The sequence below is a fragment of the Corynebacterium sp. ACRPO genome (genome assembly GCF_022347205.1).
GTDB lineage: Bacteria > Actinomycetota > Actinomycetes > Mycobacteriales > Mycobacteriaceae > Corynebacterium.
The window spans coordinates 25,555-41,920 of record NZ_JAKRNE010000005.1 but is presented as its reverse complement, the minus strand read 5'-3'; the positions used below and the strand labels follow the sequence as shown (position 1 = coordinate 41,920).

Annotated in this window: 16 protein-coding genes; 13 read left to right on the top strand and 3 right to left on the bottom strand. The window is 58.9% G+C overall.

Annotated features, from left to right (window positions below; genetic code table 11):
- Nucleotides 1-98 precede the first annotated feature (98 nt).
- From MHY22_RS05030 to MHY22_RS05005, 6 genes are all read left to right on the top strand, one after another.
- The gene (locus tag MHY22_RS05030; RefSeq protein ID WP_049377226.1) at nt 99-698 is read left to right on the top strand and encodes an ATP-dependent Clp protease proteolytic subunit; all 600 of its coding nucleotides are present in this window, start codon (nt 99-101) and stop codon (nt 696-698) included.
- 20 nt (nt 699-718) lie between these two features.
- Complete coding sequence (locus MHY22_RS05025) at nt 719-1,342, top strand: ATP-dependent Clp protease proteolytic subunit (RefSeq protein WP_005324052.1); 624 nt, start codon at nt 719-721, stop codon at nt 1,340-1,342.
- Nucleotides 1,343-1,578: 236 nt separating this feature from the next.
- Nucleotides 1,579-3,081 carry a peptide MFS transporter gene (locus MHY22_RS05020; RefSeq protein WP_239278330.1) on the top strand — a complete coding sequence of 501 codons (1,503 nt, stop codon included), beginning with the start codon at nt 1,579-1,581 and terminating at the stop codon, nt 3,079-3,081.
- Nucleotides 3,082-3,399: 318 nt separating this feature from the next.
- Nucleotides 3,400-4,698, top strand: coding sequence for an inorganic phosphate transporter (locus MHY22_RS05015; protein WP_239278329.1), 1,299 nt, complete (start codon nt 3,400-3,402; stop codon nt 4,696-4,698).
- A 3-nt stretch (nt 4,699-4,701) separates the two neighbouring features.
- The gene (locus MHY22_RS05010) at nt 4,702-4,992 is read left to right on the top strand and encodes a hypothetical protein (protein WP_049377224.1); all 291 of its coding nucleotides are present in this window, start codon (nt 4,702-4,704) and stop codon (nt 4,990-4,992) included.
- A gap of 164 nt (nt 4,993-5,156) precedes the next feature.
- Nucleotides 5,157-5,411 carry a hypothetical protein gene (locus MHY22_RS05005; protein WP_049377223.1) on the top strand — a complete coding sequence of 85 codons (255 nt, stop codon included), beginning with the start codon at nt 5,157-5,159 and terminating at the stop codon, nt 5,409-5,411.
- A gap of 96 nt (nt 5,412-5,507) precedes the next feature.
- On the opposite strand, the gene fabG is transcribed toward MHY22_RS05005, so the two are convergent.
- Nucleotides 5,508-6,275, bottom strand: coding sequence for a 3-oxoacyl-ACP reductase FabG (gene fabG / locus MHY22_RS05000; protein WP_239278328.1), 768 nt, complete (start codon nt 6,273-6,275; stop codon nt 5,508-5,510).
- Between the two features lie 227 nt (nt 6,276-6,502).
- Between fabG and clpX the strand changes: the two genes are divergently transcribed.
- Complete coding sequence (gene clpX, locus MHY22_RS04995) at nt 6,503-7,798, top strand: ATP-dependent Clp protease ATP-binding subunit ClpX (RefSeq protein ID WP_239278327.1); 1,296 nt, start codon at nt 6,503-6,505, stop codon at nt 7,796-7,798.
- Nucleotides 7,799-7,867: 69 nt separating this feature from the next.
- Here clpX and MHY22_RS04990 read toward each other — a convergent pair whose 3' ends face one another.
- Nucleotides 7,868-8,632, bottom strand: coding sequence for a TetR/AcrR family transcriptional regulator (locus MHY22_RS04990; protein ID WP_239278325.1), 765 nt, complete (start codon nt 8,630-8,632; stop codon nt 7,868-7,870).
- Between the two features lie 371 nt (nt 8,633-9,003).
- Between MHY22_RS04990 and MHY22_RS04985 the strand changes: the two genes are divergently transcribed.
- From MHY22_RS04985 to ndk, 6 genes are all read left to right on the top strand, one after another.
- The gene (locus MHY22_RS04985) at nt 9,004-9,954 is read left to right on the top strand and encodes a malate dehydrogenase (protein ID WP_239278323.1); all 951 of its coding nucleotides are present in this window, start codon (nt 9,004-9,006) and stop codon (nt 9,952-9,954) included.
- An 80-nt stretch (nt 9,955-10,034) separates the two neighbouring features.
- Complete coding sequence (locus MHY22_RS04980; protein WP_239278322.1) at nt 10,035-12,755, top strand: valine--tRNA ligase; 2,721 nt, start codon at nt 10,035-10,037, stop codon at nt 12,753-12,755.
- Nucleotides 12,755-14,290, top strand: coding sequence for a folylpolyglutamate synthase/dihydrofolate synthase family protein (locus MHY22_RS04975; protein ID WP_239278320.1), 1,536 nt, complete (start codon nt 12,755-12,757; stop codon nt 14,288-14,290). Before MHY22_RS04980 ends, MHY22_RS04975 begins: the two co-directional genes overlap by 1 nt.
- The gene (locus tag MHY22_RS04970) at nt 14,287-14,793 is read left to right on the top strand and encodes a DUF4233 domain-containing protein (RefSeq protein ID WP_200435305.1); all 507 of its coding nucleotides are present in this window, start codon (nt 14,287-14,289) and stop codon (nt 14,791-14,793) included. Before MHY22_RS04975 ends, MHY22_RS04970 begins: the two co-directional genes overlap by 4 nt.
- Before the next feature lie 54 nt (nt 14,794-14,847).
- The gene (locus tag MHY22_RS04965; protein ID WP_225746550.1) at nt 14,848-15,159 is read left to right on the top strand and encodes a hypothetical protein; all 312 of its coding nucleotides are present in this window, start codon (nt 14,848-14,850) and stop codon (nt 15,157-15,159) included.
- Between the two features lie 78 nt (nt 15,160-15,237).
- Nucleotides 15,238-15,648 (top strand): nucleoside-diphosphate kinase, encoded by a 411-nt coding sequence (ndk, locus tag MHY22_RS04960; RefSeq protein WP_005324068.1) that lies wholly within the window; start codon nt 15,238-15,240, stop codon nt 15,646-15,648.
- A 268-nt stretch (nt 15,649-15,916) separates the two neighbouring features.
- On the opposite strand, the gene MHY22_RS04955 is transcribed toward ndk, so the two are convergent.
- The gene (locus MHY22_RS04955) at nt 15,917-16,267 is read right to left on the bottom strand and encodes a metalloregulator ArsR/SmtB family transcription factor (RefSeq protein ID WP_040425217.1); all 351 of its coding nucleotides are present in this window, start codon (nt 16,265-16,267) and stop codon (nt 15,917-15,919) included.
- Nucleotides 16,268-16,366 lie beyond the last annotated feature (99 nt).

The following is a 16,366-nucleotide window of genomic DNA, read 5'->3' as shown; positions in this document are numbered from 1 at the left end:
TGTGGCCCAACGCTCATAGCGAACAGAGGCCAAGTTTGAGAGGAATGCCGGTAAGGTGGGGCCAGTTAAAGCATTCTTCACTTGAAGGAGAACCACTAATGTCTGAGAAGATTTCAATGAACTCGTCGTCTACGGGTATGAATCTGAGCGATAGCGTGTACGAGCGCCTGTTGCGCGAGCGCATTATCTTCCTGGGAACCCAGGTCGATGATGAGATTGCGAACAAGCTGTGCGCCCAGATCCTCCTGCTGTCCGCCGAGGACCCCACTCGCGACATTTCGCTCTACATCAACTCCCCGGGTGGCTCTGTCACTGCGGGCATGGCTATTTATGACACCATGAAGTACTCGCCGTGCGATATTGCCACGTACGGCATGGGCCTGGCTGCCTCCATGGGTCAGTTCCTGCTTTCCGGCGGCACCAAGGGCAAGCGCTTCGCGCTGCCGCACGCACGCATCATGATGCACCAGCCTTCTGCCGGTGTTGGCGGTACCGCTGCGGATATCGCCATTCAGGCTGAGCAATTTGCTCAGACCAAGCGCGAGATGGCCGAGCTCATTGCCGAGCACACCGGACAGACCTTTGAGCAGATCACCAAGGACTCCGACCGTGACCGTTGGATGACCGCCCAGCAGGCCAAGGACTACGGCATTGTTGACCACGTCATTGAGTCCGTCAACGGCCCGCTGAGTAACTAGGGAATAAGGAGAAAATCACTATGAATCAGTCCCAGATGCCAAGTTCCCGCTACGTTCTGCCGTCCTTCATTGAGCAGTCCGCACAGGGCACTAAGGAAACCAATCCATATTCCAAGCTTTTTGAAGAGCGCATTATCTTCTTGGGCACCCAGGTGGATGACACTTCCGCAAATGACATTATGGCCCAGCTGCTGGTTCTGGAGAGCCAGGACCCAGACCGCGATATCACCATGTACATCAACTCGCCCGGTGGTTCCTTCACCGCGTTGATGGCTATCTATGACACCATGCGCTACGTTCGTCCCGATGTGCAGACCGTGTGCCTGGGTCAGGCTGCTTCCGCCGCCGCTGTGCTCTTGGCTGCGGGTGCGCCGGGTAAGCGTGCCGCGCTACCTAACTCCCGTGTGCTCATTCACCAGCCGGCAACTCAGGGTACTCAGGGTCAGGTTTCTGATCTGGAGATTCAGGCCGCCGAGATTGAGCGCATGCGCAAGCTGATGGAAACCACCCTGTCTGAGCACACCGGTCGTACCGCTGAGCAGATCCGCATTGATACGGATCGCGATAAGATTCTGACCGCTCAGGAAGCCGTTGAATATGGCATTATCGATACGGTCTTTGATTACCGCAAGCTCAACGCTTAATTTGGAATAACTCATTCTAGGTAGCCCCTGCCGCTCAACCGAATTCCGGTTGTGAGGCAGGGGCTTTCAGCATTGTAGGGCAGGGAAGGGGCAATGCCCGGTAATTCTTGCTGCACCCGAATGGGGTAAGTCTCTCTGCGCAATATCTGCAGGTCGTTAGGTTTATTTCTATCGTGCGACACTAAACTTATAATGACTGATTTGTGATTTAGGCCTCCAAGTGGTCAGATATTTTTATGGAGAAACACACATCTGACGCGGTGGCCCAGGCTGCTACGCCCACGCCGCAGAGCGGCGAACGTACATTCTTTGGCCACCCATGGGGCTTGGCCAACCTCTTTGGCGTGGAAATGTGGGAGCGATTTAGCTTCTATGGCATGCAAGCTCTTGTCTTGCTTTACATGTATTACTCCACTACCGATGGTGGTCTCGGCCTCGACCGAGCGGACGCGACGTCTATTGTGGGAGCCTACGGTGGCTTGGTCTACATGGCCTGCTTATTGGCTTCTCTTGTTGCTGACCGTGTCTTGGGTGCAGAACGCACACTGTTTTACTCGGCCAGCATGGTGATGCTTGGCCACATTGCTTTGGCATTTGTTCCCGAAATAACTGGTTTGGCTATTGGCCTCGTCCTTATTGCCATCGGCTCCGGCGGTGTTAAGACCACCGCGCAGGTCGTGCTTGGTGCTATGTACAGTCGCGATGACCCGCGCCGCGATGGTGGCTTCTCCATCTTCTATATGGGCGTTAATATCGGCGCGCTTGTTGGTCCGCTGCTCACCACCGCGCTGTGGGGCTGGCAGGGTTTCCATTGGGGTTTCGGTATTGCAGCAATTGGCATGGCGCTCGGCCTGATCCAGTATTCGCTCATGCGCAAGACCACCATTAAGGATGCGGGGCACGAGGTTCCAAACCCGGCTAGCCCGAAGCAATTGCTCATGGGTGTGGTGGTAGTTGCAGCCATTATCGTGGTTATGGTGGTGGCAGTGGCTACCGGCGCTATTCAGGTTGATTGGCTGTCCAATATTGTCACCGCGGTTGCTCTGGTTGCTGCAATCTATCTGTGGGCGCAGATGTATACCTCGAAGTTGGTGACCCGTGAGGAAAAGAACCGCCTGTTGGGGTTTATTCCGATGTTTATTTCCGGTGTTTTGTTCTTCGGAATCTTCCAGCAGCAGTTTACGGTGATGACGATTTATTCGGATGTGCGCCTGGACCGCCACATGTTTGGCTGGGAAATCCCGCCATCACTGGTACAGTCCATTAACCCGATCTTTATTGTTATTTTCTCCGCTGTCTTCGCAACGATGTGGACGAAGCTAGGGGATAGGCAGTGGTCCACCCCAGTAAAGTTCGGCGTAGCCAATATCGTCATCGGCATCTCCTTGTTCTTCTTCCTTCCTTTCTCGGGTGCGGAAGCGAACTCCACCCCGATGTTTGTCATCGTTTTCATCCTCTTCCTTTTCACCATGGCGGAGCTCCTTCTTTCGCCGGTGGGCAATGCGCTTGCCACCAAGGTGGCGCCGGTGGCATTCCCGTCCCGCATGATGGCGGTGTGGATGATGGCGGTGGCTATGGGTACCTCGCTGGCCGGCTCCTTGGCTAGCTTCTATAACCCGGATGATGCAGGCGCGGAGAATACCTTCTTCATCTCCCTTGGTGTTGTATCCATCGTGTTGGGTGCCATCCTGCTTGTTCTAAGCCGCTGGGTGGTAAAGAAGTTCTCTACCTTCCGCTAGATGCTGTAAAACACCCTTAAGTGGGAGGTATGTCGGCGTGATGTTGGCATAACTCCCTAAGTGGTTTTTATCACTCGGGTTAAGCAGGGGAGGTGGGGGCATTTAATTGGCATTAGCTGGGGAAATTTTATCCCTTTGGAATTCTCTTGGGCTCGATTCTGAGCCCCAGCAGGTTAACAAAAGGTTAACCAAAGGAAATGTTAAAGAAAAGCAATTGTCTGCGGATAGGTGCAGGAGTAATCTGCATTTCGTCCGCGACGTGTGAAGGCGCCGCAGATGCGTACCGTGTTCATCTTTTCTTTCCAAGGGGCCAACGCTGTGACAGCGACTCTGATTATCCTCGGCATTGTGGTGGTGACCGCCCTTGCCTTTGACTTTACGAACGGATTTCATGACACTGCCAACGCGATGGCTACGTCCATTGCCACTGGTGCTTTGAAGCCTTTTACCGCGGTAGCCATCTCCGCAGCGCTTAACCTTGTGGGTGCCTTCCTTTCGGTCAATGTTGCTGCGACCGTGGCAAAGGGCATTGTTAACCTTGATTCCTACGACCTGTCTGGCGCCGCCGCTGATACCGACGGCCAGGCACTGTTGATGGTCGTCTTCACTGGCCTTATCGGCGGCATCATCTGGAACCTGTTCACTTGGTTGCTGGGTATGCCGTCCAGTTCCTCCCACGCCTTGTTCGGTGGCCTTATTGGTGCCGCCTTCGCTGCGATGGGCTCGGCTGGCGTGGAGTGGTCCTCCATTGCCGGCAAGATCATTATCCCGGCCGTTGCCTCGCCTATCATCGCGGCGCTGGTTTCGGCGTGTGCCACGTTCCTTATCTACTGGGTAACCAACACCATCCCGAATAAGGCTAAGAACGAGCACTTCCGCCACGGTCAGATCGTCACTGCGTGCCTGGTGTCCCTGGCGCACGGCGCTGGCGATGCACAGAAGACCATGGGCGTTATCTTCCTGGCGCTGGTTGCCTCTGGGCATGCGGTTGCAGACGCCCGCATTCCAACCTGGGTTATCGTTGCTTGTGCTGTGGCTATCGCGGCCGGCACTCTGTCCGGCGGCTGGCGCGTTATCCGCACCCTGGGCAAGGGTCTGGTGGAGATTGAGTCCCCACAGGGCATGGCCGCTGAAGCTACTTCTGCAGCCATCATCCTCACCTCTGCTACCGGTGGTATGGCACTGTCCACCACCCACGTGTCCACCGGTTCCATTCTGGGTACCGGCCTGGGGCGCCGCGGTGCTGAGGTTCGCTGGGGTGTTGCCATGCGCATGGTGTCCGCATGGCTCATCACCTTGCCGTGCGCTGCGTTCGTGGGCTTTGCTACCTGGTGGTTGGCACACGGCGTCTCCTCCTTCACCAACGTCGCAACCGGTGCCATCGTGGACTTCGTCTTGCTGCTGGCAATGGCCGCGCTCATTGTCATCCGTTCCCGCATGAACCCGGTGGATGCTTCCAACGTCAACAACGACTGGGAACCAAACTCCGAGTCCGTGGATTCTTCCATGGGTGCGGGCTCTGACCGCAAGGAGCCAGTTGCTGCCGGCGCCGCACCAGTGTCCGCTACCAATGCGGAGGATGCCTCCGCGCCGTCTACTGTTCAAGAGGAGCGCTAAACCATGACTGCTGCAGAAATCTTCCAGTCCCTCATTCACGTTGCAGGCTTGGCGTTGGTCTTCGGCGCTGGCATTCCGCTACTTTTCTCCTTGGGCATGCGGTGTATGACCGGTGACCCCATTCGCGACGACAACGGCGTCGTTGTTGGCGATACCCCTGCAAGCCCTCAGATGAAGGTGCTTGGCTGGACTGTCTATGCGGTGCTGGCCGTAGTTATCCTGGTGGCCATCATGTGGATTGCCCGCGATACGCTGGACCACTACTTTGGCTTCACGCCGTTTGGTGACCTCTAAGTCATTGTCCTTCCTTGGGGGTAAACCTCTAATGTGGCGTGCGACACACTTTCTTTAAGTTAACAAAAGGTTAACTTAAAGCGACCAAAGGGTTGCCTAACGAGGGTATGTCGCGTATATTCCTCTGTATCAAACAGAGAGAAAGCCACATGGAGGTGTGAGAAATGAACATGATGCGTTCTTTGATGGACGGCATCGCTGATGCGTTCAAGAGCTCCACCACTGGTACCGGCCTGGACACCATTTCGGAAGCTCCAGTTCGTGCTTTGGTGGCAGAAACCCTGCTTGACGCTGATAAGACCCCTGCTACGACCAAAGACGTTGCAGAGGCACTAGAAACCGTTACCGGTCATGCACCGGATGAACTTGAGATGCTCGATGCAGAACTTTTCCTGCTCGACTTCGACTGGCTGCAGTAAGCAGCAAATGAATGAAATCCCCACGAGGCCCCTTGCCGCACACTGTGTAGCAAGGGGCCTCGTGCTTTGTGTACATGGGGGCGTCGGCAAGCGCGGCTAATCGCACGGCGGCAGTATGGCCTCGGGAGTCTCAGGCAAGAGCTGGCCGCCATCTATGACGAGGGTTTGGCCGGTGATGTAGCCTGCCTCTTCCGAGGCCAGGAAGGCTGCCGCAGTGCCAATATCGCGCGGGGTGCCCAGGCGGTGCAGCGGTACTGACCGCGTCATTTGATCGAGGTACTCCTGGCCTTGGGTCTCGAGGCCCTCGGTGAGGATATTGCCTGGGAGGACGCCGTTAATGGTGATGCCATCGCGGGCCACTTCCAGCGCGGCTGAACGCATAAACCCCTGCTGGGCGGCCTTGGAGGCGCCGTAGTGGGCCCAACCCGGAAAGCCCGTGTGTGAGCCGGTGATAGATGTGGTGATGACGATGCGCCCATAGCGGCGTTGCTTGAGGTAGGGGAGTGCCTCTTGGACCACCTTGAAGGTGCCGTGGGTGTTGATGGCAAACATCGCCTCCCACTTTTCATCGGTCATCTCTGCCAGCGGACAGTTGGGAAAGACCCCGGCATTGGAGCACACAATGTCGAAGCCGCCGTGCTCGGCAGTGACCTGGCGATACAGGTCCTTAACCGAAGCGCGGTCGGTGACGTCCACACGAATGGCGCTGGCACCCAACTTCTTAGCGGTAGCGGTGGCGTGGTCGAGGTCTATATCGGCGATGACAACGGTGGCGCCGGCCTCCCGCAGCGAGGCGACGATGCCGCGGCCAATGCCGGAGGCGCCGCCGGTGACAATGGCTACTCGTCCTGTGAGATCGAACATTATGCTCCTGTTCCTAAAAGGGGTGGGATGAGGGTGATTTCACCTTCTAGTTTAGGCCGCAGGAGCAGGAAAGGCCTGGGAAATTCGCCACGCGGGAGGGAATGGATGAAGGGCCTGTCGGGTTGATTTACTAAGGTAGAAACAGATGAAGATTAAGCCGCTCGGAAGGGTAGAATCATCCTTCCAACTGTGGATAGCGGTACGAAAAGCGAGTGTGAAAGAACTTAATGGCACGTATGCAAGAAAGCGCTGACCTGCTCAAGTGTTCCTTTTGTGGCAAGAGTCAGAAGCAGGTGAAAAAGCTCATCGCCGGCGGCGGTGTCTACATCTGCGATGAGTGCATCGAGCTATGCAATGAGATCATCGAAGAGGAACTGGGCCAAGAGCAGGCGCAGGAATCCTCCGATGCGGAGGTGCGCCTGCCTCGACCCTCGCAGATTTCTGCCTTCCTTGATAAGTACGTCATCGGCCAAGACAAGGCCAAGCGCGTGTTGTCTGTGGCAGTGTATAACCACTACAAGCGCATCAAGGCCGAAGAGTCGGCCGCATTGGAGGCCCGCCGCAAGAAGGCCGAGGGCGATGAGGTGGAGATTTCTAAGTCCAATATCTTGATGTTGGGCCCCACCGGTTCCGGTAAGACCTACCTAGCGCAGACCTTGGCCCGGCTTCTCGATGTCCCCTTTGCCATCGCCGATGCCACCAGCCTCACCGAGGCCGGCTACGTGGGCGAAGATGTGGAAAATATCCTCCTGAAGCTGCTTCAGGCCGCGGACTTTGACGTGGAGCGTGCCCAGCGCGGCATCATCTACGTCGATGAGGTGGACAAGATTTCCCGCAAGTCCGAAAATCCGTCCATTACCCGCGATGTCTCCGGTGAGGGCGTGCAGCAGGCGCTGCTGAAGATTCTAGAAGGCACCGTGGCGGCCATTCCGCCGCAAGGCGGCCGCAAGCACCCGAATCAGGAGTTTATCCAGCTGGATACCTCCAATATCTTGTTCATTGTGGCCGGCGCCTTCGCAGGCCTGGATCAGGTCATTGCGGATCGCGTGGGCAAGAAAGGCGTGGGCTTTGGCGCCAACTTGGATACCAAGGACGAGCGCGAAAAGGTTGACCTTTTCTCCCAGGTGCGTCCCGAGGACCTAGTGAAGTTCGGCCTTATTCCAGAGTTCATCGGCCGCCTACCTGTCGTGGCCACGGTGGATAACCTGGACCGTGAATCCCTGGTGAAGGTGCTCACCGAGCCAAAGAACTCGCTGGTTAAGCAGTACAGCCGCCTCTTCGAGATGGATGACTGCGAATTGGAGATTGAGCCTGCGGCTTTGGATGCCATCGCGGAGCTCGCCTTGGAGCGCAAGACGGGTGCGCGTGGCCTGCGCGCCATCATGGAAGAGCTTTTGGTCCCGGTCATGTACGACCTGCCGGACCGCGAGGATATTGCCACGGTGCACATTACGTCGGAGTGCGTGACCGAGGGCGCGGAGCCGCAGTTTAGCTATACGGATGAGGCAAAAGAATCTGCCTAGGCCTTAGCTGCCACAGCGCCTACTGTCGGGCTGTGGCAGGGTAGGGCGTGGACCGGAAGGCCCGCGCTATTACTCCTCGTTGTAGATATCCTGCGGGGAGGCCTCGTCGCCTTCCTCTGTATCGAACGAGGACGAGGTGAGGTAGGACTCGTGGCCCGAGTCCGGAATATTGGCGGTCAAAAACGCCAGCACTGCATCGACGGTGAGCCTATGCATGCCGTCGATATTTTCTTGGGTATTGAAGTTTACGCCCAGCATGTTTTCCACCATCACCTGGTTGGTCACGCGGTAGACCGTCAACGAGGAAATCAGGGTGAAGATGTCATTGGCGGAAATGCCGGGGCGGAAGGCGCCGGCGTCTTGGCCCAAGAGCAGCAAGCGGTCAAGGTGGAGGGCCACTCCGGCGACGTCGGCAATAGCCTGCTGTGCTGGGTCCACAATCTGCTGGTTAGTTTCCCATACCAGCATGCGGATGGCCTCCGGGTTGGCTACGCGCTCGCGGAAAAGCCAATCCACCAACTTGCGCACGCCTTCGACCGGAACTGCGGTATCGATTTCCAGGGCATTCTCAGGCGGATTGAGACGCTGCGCGGCGGTGCTCAGCGCACGCAGGTACAAGCCCTTCTTATCGCCAAAGTGGTAGTGAATCATGCGCTTGGACATGCCGGATTCTTGGGCGATGGCCTCTAGCTTGGTTTCTGTAAAGCCAAAGCGGGAAAACTGCTTGATCGCAACGTCCACCACGGAGTCAATGCTGACGGATTCCGCGTGGGCAGCGTGAGGAGAATCCGCCTGGTCTGCAGCCTGCAGTGGGTCAGTATTCTCAGTGCTCATTGCGTAAGTCCTTAATCCTTTGCGGCGCGGCGGTGGCGCGGTGAACTGATGTCTAATAGTGCGGGAGTAGGCCATCCCTCTGCATATTGGGTGTGCAGCGCGGGGGAGTGTCCCGCATTTCCTTTTCCTATCATGCCCGATTAATCACCCCGTGGGGGAGTTTCTGGCCCATTGGGGGCGCTAATTTGGAGGTAAATGGGGGTGATTTAACGCAAGTGCCCTAGATTTTCCCTCCAAAAGAGGGGGCTAGATTCACAGCGCGAATGCTGGCGGTGGGGCTAAGCTCGGTGGTGGATTACATTCCGTGGCGGTGCGAGCAATCTGGCTCGCGTGTGCCGCCCATGTCGCAGCCATTGAGGAGGCTTTACATCATGACTCAGCCCGTCAAGATCACTGTCACCGGCGCCGCCGGCAACATCGCGTATTCGCTGCTGTGGCGCATCGCTGCCGGCGATGTGTACGGAAAAGACACCCCGGTAGACCTAGCATTGCTGGAAATTCCCGCTGCGGTGGAAAAGGCCCAAGGCGTAGCCATGGAGCTCAATGACTCCGCCCTGCCGTTGGTTAACTCCATTACGGTTACTGATGATCTCAAAGAAGCCTTCGAGAACACCTCCGCCGCCTTTCTTGTAGGCGCTCGCCCGCGCAGCAAGGGAATGGAGCGCGCCGACCTGCTGGAGGCTAATGGCGCCATCTTCACCAAGCAGGGCAAGGCCATCAATGACTACGCCGCGCGCGATGTCCGCGTGCTAGTCGTGGGCAACCCGGCTAATACCAATGCCCTCATCGCGGCGAATAATGCCCCGGATTTGGATGATTCCCAGTTCACTGCCCTCATGCGCCTGGACCACAACCGCACCCTGAGCCAGCTAGCACTGAAGACCGGAAAGTCCACCACCGATTTCAACAAGGTGGCGGTATGGGGCAACCATTCTGCTAGCCAATTCCCGGATATTACCTACTCCAACGCTGAGGTGGACCAGGACTGGTACCGCGAAGAAATGATCCCCAAGGTGGCCAAGCGCGGTGCGGAGATTATTGAGGTTCGCGGCAGCTCCTCGGCTGCTTCGGCGGCGTCGGCAGCCGTGGACCACATGCATGACTGGATTCATGGCACCGAGGACTGGCGCACCGCGGCGGTGCCATCGGACGGATCCTACGGCGTCGACAAGGGCCTTATTTGCGGATTCCCCACGGTCAGCCGCAATGGCCAGTGGGAGATCGTGCAGGGACTGGAGCTCACTGAGTTCCAAAAGGAGCGCATCGAGGCCTCCGTGGCCGAGCTGCGTGAGGAGCGCAAGGCCGTGGCGGACCTGCTCTAGAACCCGCTCGGTGCGCACCTTATACTCGGTGCGCACCCTGCCTGGCTGAGCCGGTTGACGTGCAAGGTAGAATCGGCCAGGTGACTGAGCAAAATAATGAGCAATTAGTTGGTACCAACCGCGCCGATGCGCTGCCTAAGTCGTGGGAGCCGCAGGCCGTAGAGAAGGACCTCTATGAGGGCTGGGTAGAAAAGGGCTACTTCACTCCGGATGCGAATTCGGAGGCCGAGCCTTATTCCATCGTGCTGCCGCCGCCAAATGTGACCGGCCAGCTGCACATGGGCCACGCCCTGGACCACACGCTGATTGATTCCATTATCCGCCGCAAGCGCATGCAGGGCTACGCCACCCTGTGGTTGCCCGGTGCCGATCACGCCGGCATTGCCACCCAGACCAAGGTCGAGGCCAAGCTCAAGGAGACCGAGGGCAAAAAGCGCTGGGACTATGAGCGCGAAGAATTCATTGGCAAGGTCTGGGAGTGGAAGGAGCAGTACGGCGGCACCATCCAGAACCAGATGCGCGCCATCGGTGACTCCGTGGACTGGTCCCGCGAGCGCTTCACCTTGGATGATGGTCTCTCCCGCGCCGTCCAGACCATCTTTAAGAACCTCTACGATGAGGGCATGATCTACCAGGCCAACCGCCTGGTGAACTGGTCGCCGGTGCTAGAGACCGCCGTCTCCGATATCGAGGTCGTGTACAAGGACGTCGAGGGCGAGCTGGTATCTATCCGCTATGGCTCGCTCAATGACGATGAACCGCACCTCATCGTGGCCACCACCCGTGTAGAAACCATGCTGGGCGACGTTGCCATTGCCGTACACCCAGACGACGAGCGCTATGCTGACTTGGTGGGCAAGGAGCTGCCGCACCCGTTCCGCGATGACCTGACGCTCAAGATCATCGCCGATGACTACGTGGACATGGAATTCGGTACCGGCGCGGTGAAGATCACCCCGGCGCACGACCCGAATGACTACGCGATGGGCACCCGCCACAACTTGGATATGCCCACCGTTATCGATACCACCGGCCACATTGCCAATACCGGCACCCGCTTCGACGGCCTGACCCGCGAGGAAGCCCGCGTGGAGATCCGCGAAGCGCTGCGCGAGCAGGGCCGCATCGTCAAGGAAATCCGCCCGTACGTCCACTCCGTGGGCCACTCGGAGCGCTCCGGCGAGCCTATCGAGCCGCGCCTGTCCCTGCAGTGGTTTGTGGACGTAGCCAAGATGGCCAAGGCCTCTGGCGACGCCGTGCGCGAGGGCGATACCACCCTGCACCCGCAGTCGCTCGAGCCGCGCTACTTCGAGTGGGTCGATGACATGCACGATTGGTGCATCTCTCGCCAGCTGTGGTGGGGCCACCGCATTCCTATCTGGTACGGGCCAGAAGGTGAGGACGGCCAGCGAGACATCGTCTGTGTCGGCCCTGATGAGGAGCCGCCGGCAGGATACGAGCAGGATCCGGACGTGCTGGATACCTGGTTCTCCTCCGCGCTGTGGCCATTTTCCACCCTGGGTTGGCCAGAAAAGACCCCGGATCTGGAGAAGTTCTATCCCACCAACGTGCTGGTCACCGCCTATGACATCTTGTTCTTCTGGGTGGCCCGCATGATGATGTTCGGCACCTTTGCCGGCTCCCATACCCCAGAGCTTTTGGGCGAGGGCACCGATGGTCGCCCGCAGGTGCCGTTCAAGGATCTCTACCTGCACGGCCTGGTCCGCGATGAACAGGGCCGCAAGATGTCCAAGTCCTTGGGCAACGGCATTGACCCGATGGATTGGGTGCGCGATTACGGTGCGGATGCCCTGCGCTTTACCCTTGCCCGCGGCGCCAACCCCGGCGTGGACCTGCCGCTTGGCTCCGATGCCGCCGCGGCCGCCCGCAACTTTGCCACCAAGTTGTTCAACGCCACCAAGTTCGCGCTCATGAACGGCGCTGGAGTGGCCACGCTGCCGAACCGTGCGGAGCTTAGCGACGCCGACCGGTGGATCCTTGACCGTGCCGAAGAAGTCCGTGCCAAGGTGGATGACTACCTGGATGACTACCAGTTTGCTAAGGCCAACGAGCTGCTCTACCACTTCACCTGGGACGAGCTGTGTGACTGGTACTTGGAGATTGCCAAGACCCAGATCCCGCGCGATGGCGTAAGCGAGCAGGGCCGCAATACCCAGATCGTGTTGGGCCGCGTGCTCGACGTCGTCCTGCGCCTACTGCATCCGACCATGCCATTCGTCACCGAGGTGCTATGGAAGGCGCTGACCGGCGGCGAGTCCATCGTCGTTGCACCGTGGCCTACCGTTGCCGATACCAATGGTGGCGCCACCAAGGATGAGGTGGCCGCCCGCCGCATCGAGGACGCCGATAAGCTCATCACCGAGCTGCGCCGCTTCCGCTCCGACCAGGGTGTAAAGCCTTCCCAAAAGGTGCCGGGCCGCCTCGACTTCGCCGCAGCGGATCTCGCCGGCCAAGAGGAATTGGTGCGCAACCTGGCCAATACCACCGCCCCGGGCGAGGATTTCGATCCTTCCGCCTCCATCGAGGTGCGCCTTTCCCAGGCCACCGTGGAGGTCACCCTGGATACCCACGGCGCGGTGGACGTGGAAGCCGAGCGCAAGCGCCTGGAAAAGGACCTGGCCAAGGCGAATAAGGAACTGGAGCAGACCGGCAAGAAGCTGGGCAACGAGAACTTCTTGTCCAAGGCGCCGGAAGAAGTGGTCAATAAGATTAAGGAGCGCCAGCAGGTCGCCCGCGAAGAGGTCGAGCGCATCACCAGCCGTTTGGAGGGCCTGAAGTAGTGGCGGACAAGGACAAGGAGACTGAGGACTTCGAAATCGTCGATGCCCTCAAAGAAGGCACCGATGGTGGCCCGGTGGAAATCACCGAGTCCGGCCTGACTCTCAACTTGGGCATGGGCAGCGAGGACGAGTACAACGAGGCTGCACCACAAGAGGTGTCGGCCGAGGAGCTGCGCGCCCTCGCGGAGGTAGAAGACGAGCTCAATGAGCGCTGGCCGGAGACCAAGATTGAGCCTTCCCTCGACCGCATCGAGATGCTCATGGATCTGCTTGGTCACCCTGAGCGTTCCTTCGATGTCATCCACATTGCCGGCACCAACGGCAAGTCCTCCACCGCGCGCATGGTGGATTCGCTCCTGCGTGCCTTCCACCGCCGCGTCGGCCTTGTCACCAGCCCGCACCTGCAGCGCGTCACGGAGCGCATCGGCATCGATGGCCAGCCTATCCACCCGCGCGATTATGTGCGCATCTGGCACGAGATCAAGCCTTTTGTGGAGATGGTCGATGCCCAGTCGGACGTTCCCATGTCCAAGTTCGAGGTCCTTGTCGGCTTGTCCTATGCCGCGTTTGCCGACGCCCCCGTGGACGTCGCCGTTGTTGAAGTCGGCCTCGGCGGCCGGTGGGATGCCACCAACGTGGTCAATGCGGATGTCTCCGTTATTACCCCGGTGGGCTTGGACCACACGGACTACTTGGGCGATACCCTCGCAGAGATTGCCGGTGAAAAGGCCGGCATTATCAAGCCGCGCGAGGACGCCGATGATCCGCTGACTCCCAACGAAAACATTGTGGTTGTTGCGGAACAGGACCCTGAGGCAATGCGGGTTATCCTGCAGCAGGCCGTGGACGTGGAGGCGGGCGTGGCCCGCTCCGGCTCTGAATTTGCTGCCCTCGAGTCCCGCATCGCCGTCGGCGGTCAACAGGTCAACATCCAGGGCCTTGGCGGCCTGTACGAGGACATTTTCCTGCCCCTGCACGGCGAGCACCAAGCAAAGAATGCGGCCGTGGCCCTTGCCGCGGTGGAAGCGTTCTTCGGCGCCTCGGCCGGCCACCCGCTGGATGTTGCGACCGTGCGCAATGGTTTTGCCCAAGCGATTTCGCCCGGCCGCCTGGAGCGCGTGCGCACCTCGCCGACGACGTTTATTGATGCCGCCCATAACCCACATGGCGCCAAGGCACTAGGGGCTGCACTGGACCGCGATTTCGACTTCGCCCGCCTCATCGGCGTGCTCTCGATCTTCGCGGATAAGGATTCCACTGGCATCCTCACCGCACTTGAGCCTTACCTCACCGAGGTAGTCATCACCCAAAACTCCTCGCCGCGCGCCCTCGATGCCTACGACTTGGCAGAGACTGCCCGCGATATCTTTGGCGAGGAGCGCGTGCACGTAGCCGATAACCTGCCGGGTGCCTATGCCCAGGCCGTGGAGCTTGCCGAGGACGCCGAGGTCCAATCCGGCTCCGGCATCATCATCACCGGCTCGGTCGTCACCGCTGGTGATGCCCGCGCGATGTTTGGAAAGGAACCTGCATGAGCCGCGACAATCACCACCCGCGCGGAGAGCACCAACCCCGCCCGCCCCGCCGCACCCGCGGCCGCGAAGAACAGATCCCGGAAAGCGAGATCGGCCCCCTCGGCATGGGCCAAGCCCCAGTCAAGGATCCGCTCAAAAGCTTTAACGGGATGGTCATTGCCAGCTCCCTGACCATGGAGGCGCTTGCCCTATCCTTCGCACTGCCGATGCTGTACAAGCTCTATGACGGCACCTTGTGGACCCCTTTCAACTACGGTTTCGTCATTGCCGCAGTGGTATTCCACCTCGTGATGATCGCGTTCATGAATAAGAAATGGGCGCTGTCCGTCATTGTGTGGGCACAGCTGTTGTGCGTCATTGTGGGCTTTATGGTCCACTGGGCGGTGGCCGCCATCTTCATCATCTTTGGCATGGAGTGGCTGCTGGCCGTCTACCTGCGCAGCAACCTCATCGCCCGCATGAAGCGCGGTTACCTCACCACGCAGCACCTCAACGAGAAATAGCACGGTAGCCTTGACGCCTTCGGCGAGTGGGCAAGACGCGATAGACTGGCGGCCATGCGCACTCTCTATCTCGTCCTTGCCGCACTCGCCTGCGTCGCCGCAGTGGTAGCCCGCGCCGCTACGGGAACGCCGTGGCTACCGCTAGTCGCCCTCATTATTGGCGGTGTTTTTCTGGTTTTGGCCCTGCGGAGCAACTTCGAACCGGCCAAAGAAGCCACCTTCGAGGATTTGGATAAGGAACAGCGCGCGGAGCTGCAACGCTTGCTGGCCAATGGCCAGTTTGGCGCCGCAGTAGGCCAAGTGCGCCTGTGGTTTCGGGGCACCTCGCAGGAGCGTGCCGAAGAGATAGTTAAACAACTCGCATAGCCCTAGACCCCCACCTTTTACCCCAAAGGAATACCCCAGCGCGCGACGCATGCGTGCGGTTTCGGTACAGTGTGGGGCATGACTGAACGTACACTGATTCTCATCAAGCCGGACGGCGTAAAGAACGGCCACGTAGGCGAAATCATCTCCCGCATCGAGCGCAAGGGCCTGAAGCTGGCCGAGCTCGACCTGCGCGTTGCTGACCGCGAGACCGCGGAGAAGCACTACGAGGAGCACAAGGACAAGCCATTCTTCGGTGACCTTGTCGAGTTCATCACCTCTGCACCGCTTATCGCTGGTGTTGTTGAGGGCGAGCGCGCCATCGAGGCATGGCGTCAGCTGGCTGGCGGCACCGACCCAGTCTCCAAGGCCACCCCGGGCACCATCCGCGGTGACTTCGCCCTGACCGTTGGCGAGAACATCGTCCACGGCTCTGACTCCCCAGAGTCCGCAGAGCGCGAGATCGCTATCTGGTTCCCGAACCTCTAAACTTCTGCGCACTTAGCGCATCATTCAGCCCGAGCCTGTAGGCTCGGGCTTTATTTATTGCTTGACCCATAAGCCCAGGCGTAGAGTCGCATACCGAGTATCCGGCCCTACCCTGAACAAGTATTGAAACGGCAAAGCCGCAAATACGTATAGAGGCAGAACTTGAGCAGGCGTTTGTTCCGGGGTCGAAGGTGCTTAACGCGGCAGATCATTGCTGAGGATAATGCACGCGAGGTCATTCACCTCTCAGACTAGGACTGGAGTTCTCCTAATCGAAGGAGAGTAACTGGCGCAGTGTGCGGAAGGCTTCCTTTTGCACTCGATGGGTAACGGTACGGCCCGATTGTTGCTTGATTAAGAGACCGGATTCCCTCAACTTGCCGAGGTGATGAGATACCGTCGGTTGGCTCAGGCCGGAAAGCGCGGTCAGCTCCGTAACGCTCATCGGGCCGCAGCCCTCGTCGCACAATATGGATAGCAGGCGCAGGCGGGCTGGGTCAGCAAGTACTTTAAATTGCTGGGAAAAGCGGAGGGAGTCGCCCTGGCTGAGCGGGCCACTGCTCAGGGAACAGCACTGTGCATCCGGGGTGCTATCGGCATTGCTAGGGGAGGAGTCCATGCACACAGTATAAGGAGTCTGCCTCCCACTCCGTTATATTGACGAGTATCAATATGGGCGATTAAAGTACTGCTCGAATGTTGAGTTCCTCGTCGCACA